The following is a 13,660-nucleotide window of genomic DNA, read 5'->3' on the forward strand; positions in this document are numbered from 1 at the left end:
CCGCTCAGCGATCGACTGCAGATGCCGCTGGCAGCGTTTCGGTGGCCGCCACCGGCGCGGCTTCGCCTTCACCCGCAGGTTCCTGTTCAACCGGATCGACATCGAACGGCGTGCGGAACACCAGCGACGGCAGCAGCGTGGTCAGCGCCGCATACAGCAGCAGCGCGCCGAACAGCACCGCCGGAATCTGGAAACGCTCGCGCATGATCGCTGCCAGCACCAGGGTGAAAATCAGCGTCGGGGCCAACGCCAGCGAGACCCGCAGGCTGCTGCGGAAGCTCTCGCCGAACATCACCCGGCGCTGCAGCCAGACCACGCCGATGCGCAGCGGCAGCACCACCAGGGTGATCACGATGCCCAGCCCCAGCGCCTCAAAGCTCAGTGCTTCGCTGGGCACCTTGGTGCCGGCGTTGAAGAAGTAGAACGGCACGAAGAACGAGGCGAACAGGCGCAGCGCATGCAGGTTCTCGTGCGAGGCCAGCAGCGGCATGCGCTGGTGCAGCAGGCGCGCGACCAGACCGGCGATGAACGCACCGACCAGGTAGTACACGCCCAGCAGATAGGTGATGTAGGCCGCGACCATGCCCACCATCACCAGCAGCGAGAACTCTGAACCCGGCGCGTGCGGCGCCACCCAGCGGCCCAGCGCGATGAACAGCAGCGGCAGGCCGACCATCATCGCCAGCAGGGCCAGGCTGGACAGCGCCATGTGCCCCGGATCACCGGCCTGCAGCACGATGAACAACGCCGCCAGCGCCAGCAGTTCGCCAGCGATGGCCTTGCTGGTCACCCAGAACCGCTCGTCCTCGCTCAGGCCCAGCCGCGACAGCGAATCCATGATGAAGCCGGTGGACGGCGTCAGCAGCGCCAGCGCCAGCAGGCCGGCGGCCTGCCACGGCAGCCCCGCGTAGCGCCAGGCCAGCCAGCCCACACCGAACAGCGTGCCGGTACGGATCACCAGATGCGCCAGCAGCGGCCACATGCCACGGCGCAGCGCCTGCAGATCCACTTCCAGGCCGGCGAACAGGAACAGCGAGGAAATGCCCAGCGTGGCCAACAGACCGATCACCGCGTCGTGCGCCTGGTCGCCCAGCCAGAGCATGCCGATGATGCCGAACAGCAGGCAGGTCAGCGGCGCGGGCAGGCTGAAACGCTGCAGCGCGCGTGGGATCACCAGCAGCGCGAAGATCAGCAGCAGGTAGATCAGTTCATGGCTCATGGGGGACTTCCGTGTGGTTCGAACGCGCGCAGGATGCGCGCGCCGAACCGATCCGGCAAGCCACTTCTGAATGACCCCGGTTACCTCAACCGATCAGCCGATCGGCGATGCGGCCTACCTGCGCCAGCACCGTGGCACGCTGTTCGTTGCTGATCGCACCCGCCTGCAGGTAGGCGGTCAGCACCCAGGGCGTGCCGCCGGCCAGCGGCCACAACACGGCGATGTCGTTGCGCGCGTCCTCGCCGTTGCTGCCGGTCTTGTCACCGACGCGCCAGCGCTTGCCCAGGCCCGCGCGCAGGCAGGCGTCGCCGGTTTCGTTGTCGATCAGCCAATCGGCCAGCTGCTGCCGCGACGCCGGCTGCAGCACATCCCCCAGCACCACGCGCTGCAGGGTCGCAGCCATCGCCGCCGGCGTAGTGGTGTCGCGCGGATCGCCCTTGGCAAAGCTGTTCAGCTCCGGCTCCAGGCGATCACTGCGGCTCACCGCATCACCGCTCGCGCGCAGGAACGCAGTCACCGCGGGCGGGCCACCGACCACGCCGAACAGCAGGTTGGCTGCAGTGTTGTCGCTGGTGATGATCGTGGCACGGCACAGATCCCGCACGGTCATGTCCTTGCCGGCGTGGCGGCGGGTGACCGGCGCGTGCGAGAGCAGGTCGGCATCGCGCACCGGCACGCGCGTGTCCAGCAACGCGGGCCTGCGCTCGGCCTGGCTGAGCACGCTGGCGGCCAGCACGCTCTTGAACGTGCTGCACATCGGGAAACGCTCGTCCTGGCGATGACCGATGCGGCGGCCGCTGGCGGTATCAAGCAGGGTCACGCCGAGGCGGCCGGCACAGGCCTTTTCCAGTGCGGCGAAGTCGGTGGCGGCGGTGAGGGCGGCATCGGTCGGTGCACTGGCGGCGGTCTTGCCCGCCGCACGGGCCAGCAACGGCAGGGCAAGCGAGGAAGCAACGGCAGCACCACTGAACTGCAGGAATCGGCGACGGGCGAGCATGCGGGTTCTCCTGGGGGACCGCCCGATTATTGAAGCCTCGCACGCGGGCGACCAGCGCGAAAAATCAGCGGAAGGCATTAGCTGAATTAATGCCTGTCGCAATCAACCCTTTAATTCTCCTGAACTAGCTACTGGGAAGGTAGGATCAGCCATCACATTGACTCACGACTACTCCGATGCTGCACCCCACCCTGCCGCTGAACGCGCTGCGCGCCTTCGAGGCGGCCGCACGCCACCAGAACTTCACCCGTGCCGCGCTGGAGCTGTGCGTCAGCCAGGCCGCGCTGAGCCACCAGATCCGCGGGCTGGAGGATCGGCTCGGCATCCGTCTGTTCCATCGCCTGCCGCGCGGCGTGGCGCTCACCGAGGAGGGCGCGGCGCTGTATCCGGTGCTCAACGAATCGTTCGAGCGCATCTCGGCCAGCATCGCGCGCTACACCGGTGGCCCGGCCCGTGAAGTACTGACGCTGGGCGTGGTCGGCACCTTCGCCACCGGTTGGCTGCTGCCACGGCTGGCTGCGTTCGAGGCCGCGCACCCGGACATCGAGCTGCGACTGCAGACCCACAACAATCGCATTGATCTGGCCGGCGAGGGCCTGGACCTGGCGATCCGCTTCGGTGATGGCGACTGGCAGGGCCAGGCCTGCACAGCGATCCTCGACGCGCCGTTTGCACCGCTGTGCGCACCAGCATTGGCGCGGCGGCTCAAACAGCCACGCGACCTGGGCACCCTGCCCCTGCTGCGCTCCTACCGCAGCGACGAATGGCCGCGCTGGCTGCAGGCGGCAGGAGTGAGTGGCGTGGAAGCCCGCGGGCCGGTGTTTGATTCGTCGTTGACGGTGGCGATGGCCGCGGTGGGTGGTGCCGGCGTGGCGCTGCTGCCGCTGCGCATGTTCGAGCAGGAACTGGCCGAGGGTCGCCTGCTGCAGCCATTCAGCACCACGCTGGAGCTGGGGCGCTACTGGCTCACGCGACTGCGCTCGCGTGCCGAGCGTGAGCCGGCGAAGCGGTTCCGCGAATGGCTGCAGGCGCAGGGATGAAAAAGGGGACGGAGGGGATTAAGTCGTTTGTGCCACAAACGACTTAATCCCCTCCGTCCCCTTTTTTGCGTGATCAGGACTCCAGCAGTTCCATCCACGTCGCTTCGGCTTTTTCCAGCTGGGCGGCAGCGGTTTCGCGGTCACGGCCGATCACCGCCAAGCGGGTGGCATCGGCGTAGTTGGCCGGGTCGGCCAGCTGGCGGTCCAGCTCGGCCAGGGCGCTTTCCAGCTCGGCCACCTTGGCCTCGGCGGCAGCCAGCTTGTGCGGGTTCACCGGCCTCTTCTGCACCACCTGAGCCACCGGCGCGGTCTTGACCACCACCGGCTCTTCCACCTGTTCCATGCGCGCCTTGGTGCCCTGCGCCTGCGGACGGGTGCGCAGCCAGGCCGCGTAGGCGTCGAGGTCGCCGTCGAACGGCTCGACCACGCCATCGGCCACGCGCCAGTAGGTATCGCAGACCAGGCCGATCAGATGGCGGTCATGCGAGACCATCACGATCGCGCCTTCGAAGGTGGCCAGTGCCTCAGCCAGCGCTTCGCGCATTTCCAGGTCAAGGTGGTTGGTCGGTTCGTCCAGCAGCAGCACATTCGGCTGCTGCCAGGCGATCAGCGCCAGCGCCAGGCGCGCGCGCTCGCCGCCGGAGAAACCATCGACCGGCTCGAACGCGCGGTCGCCCGGGAAGTTCCACTTGCCAAGGAAATCGCGGAACGACTGGTTCGGTGCGTCCGGCGCGATCTCGCGGAAATGCTCCATCGGCGACTGGCCTTCGTGCAGCGACTCCACCGTGTGCTGGGCGAAGTAGCCGATCTTCAGGTCCGGGTGCGCCATGCGCTCGCCGACGATCGGCGCCAGCTCGCCCACCAGGGTCTTCACCAGGGTGGTCTTACCGGCACCGTTGGGGCCGAGCAGGCCGATGCGCTGGCCCGCTTCCAGGCCGAAGCCGACGTTGTGCAGGATCACCGCGTCCTTGCCGTAGCCGGCCTCGACGTGGTTCAGGCGGATCAGCGAGAACGGCAGCTTGGCCGGCGGCGCGAACTCGATGCGGAACTCGCGCTCGGCACGCACCGCTTCGGTGCCGGCCAGCTTGGCCAGGCGCTTCATGCGGCTCTGCGCCTGCGCGGCCTTGCTGGCCTGCGCCTTGAAGCGGTCGATGAAGCTCTGCAGGTGGGCACGCTCGGCCTGTTCCTTCTCGTGCGCGATCTGCTGCTGGCGCAGCTGTTCGGCGCGCTGGCGCTCGAAGTCGGTGTAGCCGCCCGGATAGAGCTTGGCGCCGCCACCGTGCAGGTGCAGGGTGTGGGTGGCCACGTTGTCGAGGAACTCGCGGTCATGCGAGATCAGCAGCAGGGTGCCGGGATACTTCAGCAGCCACTGCTCCAGCCAGTACACCGCGTCCAGATCCAGGTGGTTGGTCGGTTCGTCCAGCAGCAGCAGGTCGCTGGGCATCATCAGCGCGCGGGCCAAGTTCAGGCGCACGCGCCAGCCGCCGGAGAACGAGGACACCGCGCGGTGGTGGGTCTCTGCCGGGAAACCGAGGCCGTGCAGCAGCTTGCCCGCGCGCGCTTCGGCGTCGTAGGCATTGAGCTCGGCCATCTTCGTGTGCGCCTCGGCCACCGCTTCCCAGTCTTCACGGGCGGTCGCCTCGGCCTCGGCGGCCAGCACTGCAGCCACCTCGATGTCACCGCCCAGCACGAAGCTCAGCGCCGGGTCGGGCAGCGACGGGGTTTCCTGGGCGACGCTGGCGATGCGCACCTTGCCGGGCAGATCGACATCGCCCTTGTCCGCCTCCAGCTCGCCCTTCACCGCCGCGAACAGGCTGGACTTGCCAGTACCGTTGCGGCCGACCACACCCACCCGGTAACCGGCGTGCAGGGTCAGGTCGACATTGGACAACAGCAGCCGCTCGCCGCGGCGCAAGGCGAAATTACGAAGGGAAATCATCGGGGGAGGCGTCCATATAACCAGATGGAATGTGCTGGTGAGCACTGTTCCTGCGACGCAATTCTAGCGTTAACGAATACTTGACGCGTCCCGGGATGCGCGGCGGCCGGCGTTCCTCTCTCCCACGTCCTTGCCGCGCGCGTCCCGGGCTCCCTCCCCCGCCAGTGCCGATCCGGGCTAAATGGTTGCTGCTGCAACATTTTTTCCGATGACCGGCATTTGACACGCACTGAATATCCCGTTAATTCCTGCTTTGCGCACCGCAACAACCGCCGTCCGCCTCACCCCCGTGATGTCGATTCCGGTGCCGCCCCCGCCAACCGGAGCTCCGTCCCGATGACCCGCAAGACCAGCCTGATCGCCGCCGCCGTCGCTGTCGCACTCGGTGGCTCTCCGTTCGTTGCCGCTGCCCAGCAGGCCGGCACCGCCGCCAACACCCTGGACACGGTGATCGTCACTGGCACCCGCGTGGCCGACCGCACGGTGGCCGAATCGCAGTCGCCGATCGACATCATCACCCCCGAAGCTCTGCAGTCCACCGGCACCAGCGAGCTGGCCACCGCGCTGTCGCGCGCCCTGCCCTCGCTGAACTTCCCGCGCCCTGCCCTGACCGATGGCACCAGCGGCGTGCGCCCGGCGCAGCTGCGCGGCCTGTCACCGGACCAGGTGCTGGTGCTGGTCGACGGCAAGCGCCGCCACACCTCGGCGATGATCAACGTCAACGGCAGCATCGGCCGTGGTTCGTCGGCAGTGGACATCAATGCGATCCCGATCGCCGCCATCGAACGCGTGGAAGTGCTGCGCGACGGTGCGTCGGCGCAGTACGGCTCGGACGCCATCGCCGGCGTCATCAACATCGTGCTCAAGGGCAGCGGCAGTGGCGGCAGCCTGGCGGTGGACTACGGCCAGTACTCGGCCGGTGACGGCAACAAGTACCAGCTCTCCGGCGATACCGGCGTCGAGTTCGGCAACGGCCGTGGCCGCGTGCACGTGGCCGGCCAGATCAGCCAGCAGGACGAAAGCAACCGCGCCGGCCCGTACCGCGGCACCACCCCGAACACCGGCAACTTCCCGAGCATCGGCCAGAAGACCTTCATCGTCGGCGACCCGCGCGTGGATGCGACTGCGGCTTCGGTCAACGCCAGCTTCGATTTCAGCGACCGCGTGACCGGCTACGCCAGCGCGCTGCTCAGCAACCGCGACATCACCTCGTTCGCGTTCTACCGCTCGCGCAACCACAGCGGGCAGAGCGCGCTGCTGGCGCAGACCTACCCGGACGGATTCGTGCCGGAGATCAACCAGTACTCCAAGGACCGCTCGCTGGTGGCCGGGGTCAAGGGCAACACCGACAACGGCTGGACCTGGGACCTGAGCCTGAACCACGGCGAGAACACCCTCGACTTCCACACCCGCAACAGCATCAACTACAGCCTCGGCGCAACCAGCCCGCGCTCGTTCTACGACGGCACGCTGAAGTACCAGCAGGACATCTTCAATGCCGACCTGACCAAGTCGCTGGACTGGGGCCTGGCCTACCCGGTCACGCTGTCCTTCGGCGGTGAGTACCGCAAGGAAAAGTGGGACCAGAAGCCGGGCGAGCTGAACTCGTACACCGGCAGCGGCGCGCAGGGCTTCGGTGGCTTCACCCCGACCAATGAAGTGCATGCCGACCGCCACAACTACGCGGTCTATGCCGGCCTGGAAGCGGACCTGACCGAGAAGTTCTCGGCCGGCATCACCGGCCGCTACGAGGATTACTCGGACTTCGGCGACCGCTTCTCCGGCAAGCTGTCGGCGCGCTACGCGTTCACCGACAAGGTCGCGCTGCGGGCCACCGCGTCCAGCGGCTTCCGTGCGCCGTCGCTGGCGCAGCAGGGCTACCAGGCGGTCACCAGCCAGTTCCTCAACGGTGTGTTCGTCGAGCGCGGCACCTTCCCGACCACCAGCCCGGCTGCGCAGGCGCTGGGCGCCTCGCCGCTGAAGGCCGAGACCTCCACCTCCTACAGCCTGGGCCTGGTGCTGCAGCCGGTCGACCGCCTGTACATCACCGTCGACGCCTACCAGATCGACATCGATGACCGCATCGCATTGTCGTCCAGCATCACCACCAACACCGCCACCAGCGCGCTGCTGGGCACCCTGGGCCTGCCGCAGGTGACCGCGTTCTCGTACTTCACCAACGGCCTGGATACGCGCACCCGCGGTGTCGATTTCGTGTCCAGCTACACGGTGCCCTTCAGCGCCAGCAGCCTGGAACTGACCGCCGCGTACAGCTACAACGACACCGAAGTGCGCCGCGTCGGCGGCACCCCGGCGGTGTTCGGCACGCTGGGCCTGACCCAGTCGCTGATCGGCCGCGATGAGATCGGCCGCATCGAGGACAGCTATCCGCGCGACAAGGCGATCCTGAGCGGCACCTGGCGTTCGGACCACTGGGAACTGGGCCTGGCCGCGACCCGCTACGGTAAGTTCACCGTGCGCAACTCGGCCACCGCACTGCGCGACCAGACCTATGGCGACGCCTGGGTGGTGGATGCCTCGGCCAGCTACAAGCCGAGCAGCAACTGGACCCTGACCGTGGGCGCCGACAACCTGCTGGACAAGTACCCGGACCGCACCGAAGACCTGCAGAACTCCACCTTCGGCATGCTGCCGTACAGCAACTACTCGCCGTTCGGCTTCAACGGCGCGTACGTGTACGGCCGGGTCAAGTACACCTGGTAAGCGGTAGTGCCGGCCGCTGGCCGGCAACTCCCCGGTGGGGTCAGATCCCTTTTCCTGCGGGAGAGGGATCTGACCCCATTCGCATTTAAGGTTTGCCGTATCTGGCGTCATCGGTGAAAATCGGGATACCCCCGATTTCCTGCGAGTGCCGATGCACCATGACACCGACCTGATCAACATCGTTGCCGTTGGCCTCGGGCTCGCCTTCATCTTCGGCGCGCTGGCCAACAAGCTCCGCTTGTCTCCCTTGGTCGGTTACCTGGTTGCTGGCATCTGCGTAGGCCCGTTCACCCCCGGCTTCGTCGCCGACCAGGCGCTGGCCAACCAGCTGGCCGAGCTGGGCGTGATGCTGCTGATGTTCGGCGTCGGCCTGCACTTCTCGCTGAAGGACCTGATGGCGGTCAAGGCCATCGCCATCCCCGGTGCCATCGGCCAGATCGCGGTCGCTACCCTGCTCGGCTGGGGCGTGGCCTCACTGATGGGCTGGCCAGCCCTGCATGGCGTCATCTTCGGTTTCTCGCTGGCCACCGCCAGTACCGTGGTGCTGTTGCGGGCGATGGAGGAGCGCCGCCTGCTGGAGACCATGCGCGGCAAGATCGCGGTCGGCTGGCTGATCGTGGAAGACCTGGCCTGTGTGCTGGCGCTGGTGATGATGCCGGTGATGGCCGGTGTGTTCGGCCCCGATGCGGCCAAGGAATCGCACTCGCTGGGCAGCGTGCTGGCCGACATCGGCTGGACCTTCGTGCAGCTGGGCCTGTTCGTGGCGGTGATGCTGGTGGTCGGGCGCCGGGTCATTCCGTGGATCCTCGAACGTATCGCCGGCACCGGTTCGCGCGAACTGTTCACCCTGTCGGTGCTGGCGATCGCGCTGGGCGTGGCGTTCGGCTCGGCGATGCTGTTCGGCGTCTCGTTCGCGCTGGGCGCGTTCTTCGCCGGCATGCTGCTCAACGAATCGGAGCTGAGCCACAAGGCCGCACATGATTCGCTGCCGCTGCGCGATGCGTTCGCGGTGCTGTTCTTCGTCTCGGTCGGCATGCTGTTCGACCCGAACATCCTCATCCAGCACCCGTGGCAGGTGCTGGCCACCGTGCTGATCATCATGTTCGGCAAATCGGCCGCCGCGTTCTTCATCGTGCGTGCGTTCGGGCACCCGACCAGCACTGCGCTGACCATCTCGGCCAGCCTGGCGCAGATCGGCGAGTTCGCCTTCATCATCGCCGGCCTCGGCGTGGCGCTGCAGATCCTGCCGAAGGAAGGCCAGTCGCTGGTCCTGGCCGGTGCGCTGGTGTCGATCATGCTCAACCCGCTGGTATTCGGCCTGCTCGACCGTTGGCAGGCCAAGCAGGAGCAGTCGCCCCAGGCCGCCGAGCCGGAAGAGGCCACCGGTCCCTCGCGTGACCTGCATGACCATGCCATCGTCATTGGTTACGGCCGGGTCGGCAGCGAGCTGGCGCAGGTGTTGCGCGATCGCGGCGTGCCGGTGCTGGTGATCGATGACAACAAGGAGCACGTCGAACAGGCGCACGCCAAGGGCCTGGCGGCGATCCGTGGTAGTGCTGCTGCCGACCGTGTGCTGGCCGAAGCGCATCCGGAACGCGCGAAGATTGCGGTGCTGGCGATTCCTCAGCCGCTGGAAGCCGGTGAGGCGCTGGCCAAGCTGCGTGCGATCAATCCGGATCTGACCCTGCTGGCGCGAGCACACAGCGATGCGGAGGTGAAGCACCTGCTGGAGCATGGTGCCGATGGCACGGTGATGGCCGAGCGTGAGCTGGCGTACTCGCTGGCGGAGATGGTGATGGCCACGCCGCCGTATCGCGGGCTGGGACAGCACAGTATTCCGGTGGTGTGAGGAGTGTGGGTGCGGCAGGGCTTGCAGCCCTGCACCTGCTGAAGCAACGGCAACGACAAAAGCAAAAGCTGGCATTCCGTGGGATGGCGGGGGGCCGCGCTGCTGTTGGTAGGTGTCGACCTTGGTCGACACGGCGGCGCATGCGGTCAGATCCGTTTTCCGCAGGAGAACAGACCTGACCCCGGAAACAAAAAAATCCCCGGTCGACCCGCATCGACCGGGGATCTGGATCGCCACGTTGCCATGCCTCGGAGAGGCAGTTCCACCGTAGCGCATCGCGGTGCCGGTGGTGATCGCCTGTGGCGATGACGACCAAGCGTGCGGCTATCAGGCGCCTGCCAGGGCCTGCTCCAGGTCGGCACGCAGGTCGCCGATGTGCTCGATGCCGATCGACAGCCGCACGGTGTCCTCGCTGACGCCGGCCTTGGCCAGTTCGGCGGCATCCAGCTGGCGATGGGTGGTCGAGGCCGGATGGGTGGCCAGCGATTTTGCATCGCCCAGGTTGACCAGGCGGGTGAACAGCTTCAGCGCATCGAGGAAACGTGCGCCGGCTTCACGGCCGCCCGGCAGGCCGAAGGTCAGTACGCCCGAGCCGTGCCCACCCAGGTAACGTTGCGCGGCGGCATGCTCGGGGTCGTCGGCCAGCCCGGCGTAGCGCACCCAGGCCACCTTTGCGTGTGACTTCAGAAACTGCGCGACAGCCAGCGCGTTGGCGTTGATGCGCTCCATGCGCAGCGCCAGGGTTTCAATGCCCTGCAGGATCAGGAACGCATTGAACGGCGACAGCGCCGCGCCGGTATTGCGCAGCGGCACCACCCGCGCGCGGCCGATGTAGGCCGCCGACCCCAGCGCTTCGGTATAGACCACGCCGTGATAGCTGGGGTCGGGCTGGTTGAGCCGTGCGAAGCGCTGGGGTTGTGCAGCCCAGTCGAAGCGGCCGGAATCGACGATCGCGCCGCCGAGGCTGTTGCCGTGGCCGCCGAGGTACTTGGTCAGCGAATGCACCACGATGTCGGCGCCGTGCTCGAACGGGCGCAGCAGGAACGGCGTGGCCACGGTGTTGTCGACAATCAGCGGCACGCCAGCGGCATGCGCGACCTCGGCAATCGCCGCGATGTCGGTGACGTTGCCACGCGGGTTGCCGATCGATTCGACGAACACCGCCTTGGTGCGTTCGTCGATCAGCGCGGCGAAGGCGGACGGATCGGCCGGGTCGGCGAAGCGCGCCTGGATGCCGTACTGCGGCAGCGTGTGCGCCAGCAGGTTGAGGCTGCCGCCATACAGCGCACTGGAGGCAACGATGTTGTCACCGGCCTCGGCAATGGTCTGGATGGCATAGGTGATGGCCGCCTGCCCCGAGGCCAGTGCCAGCGCACCGATGCCGCCTTCCAGTGCGGCCAGGCGCTGCTCCAGTACGTCGGTGGTGGGGTTCATGATGCGCGTGTAGATGTTGCCGGGCACCTTCAGGTCGAACAGATCGGCGCCATGCTGGGTGTCATCGAAGGCATACGCCACCGTCTGGTAGATCGGCACCGCCACCGCGCGGGTGGTCGGGTCGGGACGGTAGCCGCCGTGCACGGCCAGGGTTTCCAGTTGCCACTGCGGGTCGCTCATTGCGCCAGGCTCCATCCGGGGAAACCGCCACCATAGGCCAGCCAGAACCACGCGCTGAAAGCTGCTGGCGATGACGCCAGTACCACCGGTTATCAGGTTGGCCGCGATTCAGGCAGCCGTCATGGGCCGTTGCTAGGCTTCGCCGCCGGGCGCTCCTGCCCGGGCACGGAGGCCCAACGCGCATGCAGCCATCCCCTTGGACACCCACCGCCAGCAGCACGCCGACCCCGGTGCTGCTGGTGGAGGACGACCGCCGCCTGGCCGAGCTGGTCAGTGACTACCTGCACGAACACGGCTTCGCCGTGCAGCATGTGGCCCGTGGCGACCTCGCCGGTGCGGCCTGCCGCCAGCACGCGCCGGAACTGGTGGTGCTGGACCTGATGCTGCCCGGCCTCGGCGGCATAGACGTGTGCCGGCAGATCCGCAGCTTCTCCGATGTGCCGATCCTGATGCTGACCGCCTGCGAGGACGACATCGAACAGGTGCTCGGCCTGGAATCGGGCGCCGACGACTATGTGCACAAGCCGATCGAGCCGCGCCTGCTGCTGGCCCGCCTGCGCGCCCTGCTGCGCCGCCGCCATGGCAGCAGCAACACCGGCACCCCCTGCCGCCTGATGCACGGCGAGCTGCTGATCGACCGCATGCAGCGCGAGGTGCATCTGCACGGCCAGCCGGTGGACATGGGCACCACCGAATTCGAGATCCTGTGGCTGCTGGCCAGCCAGCCGGGGCAGATTCTCTCGCGTGACCAGATCCTGCAGGCGGTGCGCGGCATCGGCTTCGACGGGCTGGACCGCAGTGTCGATGTCAGCATCGGCAAGCTTCGCCGCAAGCTGGGCGATGACGCGCGCGAACCGCGGCGGATCAAGACGGTGTGGGGCCGCGGCTACCAGTTCAATCCCTCGTCCTGGTCGGCATGAAGCGGCTGTTTCTGCGCCTGTGGCTGGTGGTCGGCGCGAGCTTCCTGATCACCCTGCTGCTGATCAACGTGATCTTCGATCGCATCTACCTGCCGTTCCAGCAGCGTGTGTTCGCAGAGCAGGTGCGCGGCCAGTTGTATGCATTGCGGCAGGGGTTGGACGGAAAGGACTCCGCCGCCCAGCAGGATCAGCTGGCGCAATGGCAACCCCACTATGGCATCGCATTGGCTCTGCTGCCGTCAGCACCGGCCCTCGCGGCCGGCGAACAGGAACAGCTGCAGCGCAACGGGCTCATTTCCCGGCAGAAGTTTGAGATCGTACTGGCGCCGCTTGATCCACTGCATCCCGATGGCCCCTGGCTGCGCCTGCATCTACCAGGCGAGCCGTCGATGACCCTCTATCTCACCCTGATCGCCTATTCGGTGATGCTGGCCCTGTTCGGGCTGTGCCTGTACGCCTGGGTGCGCCTGCTCTGGCGCGATCTGGACGCGCTGCGCGTGCACGCCGATCGCATCGGTGCCGGCGATCTGCAGGCGCGCGCGCAGGTTTCGCCACGCTCGCAGATACGCGTCATCGTCGACCATTCCAACCGCATGGCCGCACGCGTGGCCGAACTGGTCCAGCGCCAGCGCGACCTCACCCACGCGATCTCGCATGAGCTGCGTACGCCGATCGCGCGCGTGGCCTTCGGCCTGGACCTGATGCAGGACAGCGACGATCACGAACGCCGTACACGGCTGGCACAGGGGCTGCACGGCGACCTGGCCGAACTCAACCGGCTGGTCAGCGAACTGCTGGCCTATGAGCGTCTGGAGCATCCCGGCGAAGGCGAGCCGATGCAGCGCATTGAAGCCAACGACTGGCTGCAGGCCTGCCTGGCCGATGCACGCCGTGATGCCGAACGAGCCGGCGTGGTCCTGCGCGTGCAGCCCAGTGCGTTGCCGCGGGTGGATGCCGAACCGCGGCTGCTGCAACTGGCGCTGGGCAATCTGGTGGGCAATGCGCTGCGCCACGCGCGTTCGCAGGTGGAAGTGTCGCTGGTCGGTGTCGGCGGCCGCGCGTGCCTGCGCGTGGATGACGACGGCCCGGGCATCGCCGAGGCCGACCACGAAAAAGTGATGCGCCCGTTCACCCGCCTGGATGACAGCCGCAGCCGCGACACCGGCGGCTTCGGGCTGGGCCTGGCCATCGTCAGCCGCATCGCAGCCCGCCACGGTGGCGAGCTGCGCATCAGCCGCGCCACGCTGGGTGGCGCGCGCCTGGAAATGCACTGGCCGCTGGCTGCCAGCTGAACGCCCACGGGCGCCATTACAGTTGATTACAACTCCCGCACAACTGCGGAGGGATCGGTCGCCGGC

Annotated in this window: 9 protein-coding genes; 5 read left to right on the forward strand and 4 right to left on the reverse strand. The window is 67.5% G+C overall.

All coding sequences use genetic code 11. The features are described 5' to 3' along the window. Positions 1–4 precede the first annotated feature (4 nt). Both ACZK3J_RS17895 and blaL2 read right to left on the reverse strand, forming a co-directional pair. Positions 5–1,219, reverse strand: coding sequence for a cation:proton antiporter (locus ACZK3J_RS17895; protein ID WP_032128538.1), 1,215 nt, complete (start codon positions 1,217–1,219; stop codon positions 5–7). A gap of 85 nt (positions 1,220–1,304) precedes the next feature. After that, positions 1,305–2,216 carry a L2 family extended-spectrum class A beta-lactamase gene (blaL2, locus tag ACZK3J_RS17900; RefSeq protein ID WP_134951173.1) on the reverse strand — a complete coding sequence of 304 codons (912 nt, stop codon included), beginning with the start codon at positions 2,214–2,216 and terminating at the stop codon, positions 1,305–1,307. A gap of 176 nt (positions 2,217–2,392) precedes the next feature. Between blaL2 and ampR the strand changes: the two genes are divergently transcribed. After that, positions 2,393–3,256, forward strand: coding sequence for a LysR family transcriptional regulator AmpR (gene ampR / locus ACZK3J_RS17905; protein WP_012511908.1), 864 nt, complete (start codon positions 2,393–2,395; stop codon positions 3,254–3,256). A gap of 73 nt (positions 3,257–3,329) precedes the next feature. Here ampR and ACZK3J_RS17910 read toward each other — a convergent pair whose 3' ends face one another. Beyond that, complete coding sequence (locus tag ACZK3J_RS17910; RefSeq protein WP_478476123.1) at positions 3,330–5,195, reverse strand: ABC-F family ATP-binding cassette domain-containing protein; 1,866 nt, start codon at positions 5,193–5,195, stop codon at positions 3,330–3,332. Between the two features lie 336 nt (positions 5,196–5,531). Between ACZK3J_RS17910 and ACZK3J_RS17915 the strand changes: the two genes are divergently transcribed. Next, on the forward strand, positions 5,532–7,919 hold the full coding sequence (locus tag ACZK3J_RS17915; RefSeq protein WP_032128541.1) for a TonB-dependent receptor plug domain-containing protein: 2,388 nt from the start codon (positions 5,532–5,534) through the stop codon (positions 7,917–7,919). Positions 7,920–8,070: 151 nt separating this feature from the next. Continuing rightward, positions 8,071–9,768, forward strand: coding sequence for a YbaL family putative K(+) efflux transporter (ybaL, locus tag ACZK3J_RS17920; RefSeq protein WP_049461518.1), 1,698 nt, complete (start codon positions 8,071–8,073; stop codon positions 9,766–9,768). A gap of 327 nt (positions 9,769–10,095) precedes the next feature. Here ybaL and ACZK3J_RS17925 read toward each other — a convergent pair whose 3' ends face one another. Then, entirely contained in the window at positions 10,096–11,382 is a 1,287-nt protein-coding gene (locus ACZK3J_RS17925) for an O-acetylhomoserine aminocarboxypropyltransferase/cysteine synthase family protein (protein ID WP_049461519.1), read from the reverse strand. A 182-nt stretch (positions 11,383–11,564) separates the two neighbouring features. Between ACZK3J_RS17925 and ACZK3J_RS17930 the strand changes: the two genes are divergently transcribed. Continuing rightward, a complete protein-coding gene (locus ACZK3J_RS17930; RefSeq protein WP_478476124.1) occupies positions 11,565–12,302 on the forward strand; it encodes a winged helix-turn-helix domain-containing protein in 738 nt (245 codons plus the stop codon). Beyond that, positions 12,299–13,594, forward strand: coding sequence for an ATP-binding protein (locus tag ACZK3J_RS17935; protein ID WP_478476125.1), 1,296 nt, complete (start codon positions 12,299–12,301; stop codon positions 13,592–13,594). The genes ACZK3J_RS17930 and ACZK3J_RS17935 overlap by 4 nt, the downstream gene beginning before the upstream one ends. The last annotated feature ends 66 nt before the right edge of the window (positions 13,595–13,660 follow it).

The sequence above is a fragment of the Stenotrophomonas sp. 86428_Sma genome (assembly GCF_056481585.1).

Excerpts from the sequence above, each read along its gene's own strand:
- ACZK3J_RS17935 (WP_478476125.1), top strand. The coding sequence starts at position 12,299 with ATGAAGCGGCTGTTTCTGCGCCTGTGGCTGGTGGTCGGCGCGAGCTTC.
- ybaL (WP_049461518.1), top strand. The coding sequence starts at position 8,071 with ATGCACCATGACACCGACCTGATCAACATCGTTGCCGTTGGCCTCGGG.
- ampR (WP_012511908.1), top strand. The coding sequence starts at position 2,393 with ATGCTGCACCCCACCCTGCCGCTGAACGCGCTGCGCGCCTTCGAGGCG.
- ACZK3J_RS17895 (WP_032128538.1), bottom strand. The coding sequence starts at position 1,219 with ATGAGCCATGAACTGATCTACCTGCTGCTGATCTTCGCGCTGCTGGTG.
- blaL2 (WP_134951173.1), bottom strand. The coding sequence starts at position 2,216 with ATGCTCGCCCGTCGCCGATTCCTGCAGTTCAGTGGTGCTGCCGTTGCT.
- ACZK3J_RS17910 (WP_478476123.1), bottom strand. The coding sequence starts at position 5,195 with ATGATTTCCCTTCGTAATTTCGCCTTGCGCCGCGGCGAGCGGCTGCTG.
- ACZK3J_RS17925 (WP_049461519.1), bottom strand. The coding sequence starts at position 11,382 with ATGAGCGACCCGCAGTGGCAACTGGAAACCCTGGCCGTGCACGGCGGC.
- ACZK3J_RS17930 (WP_478476124.1), top strand. The coding sequence starts at position 11,565 with ATGCAGCCATCCCCTTGGACACCCACCGCCAGCAGCACGCCGACCCCG.
- ACZK3J_RS17915 (WP_032128541.1), top strand. The coding sequence starts at position 5,532 with ATGACCCGCAAGACCAGCCTGATCGCCGCCGCCGTCGCTGTCGCACTC.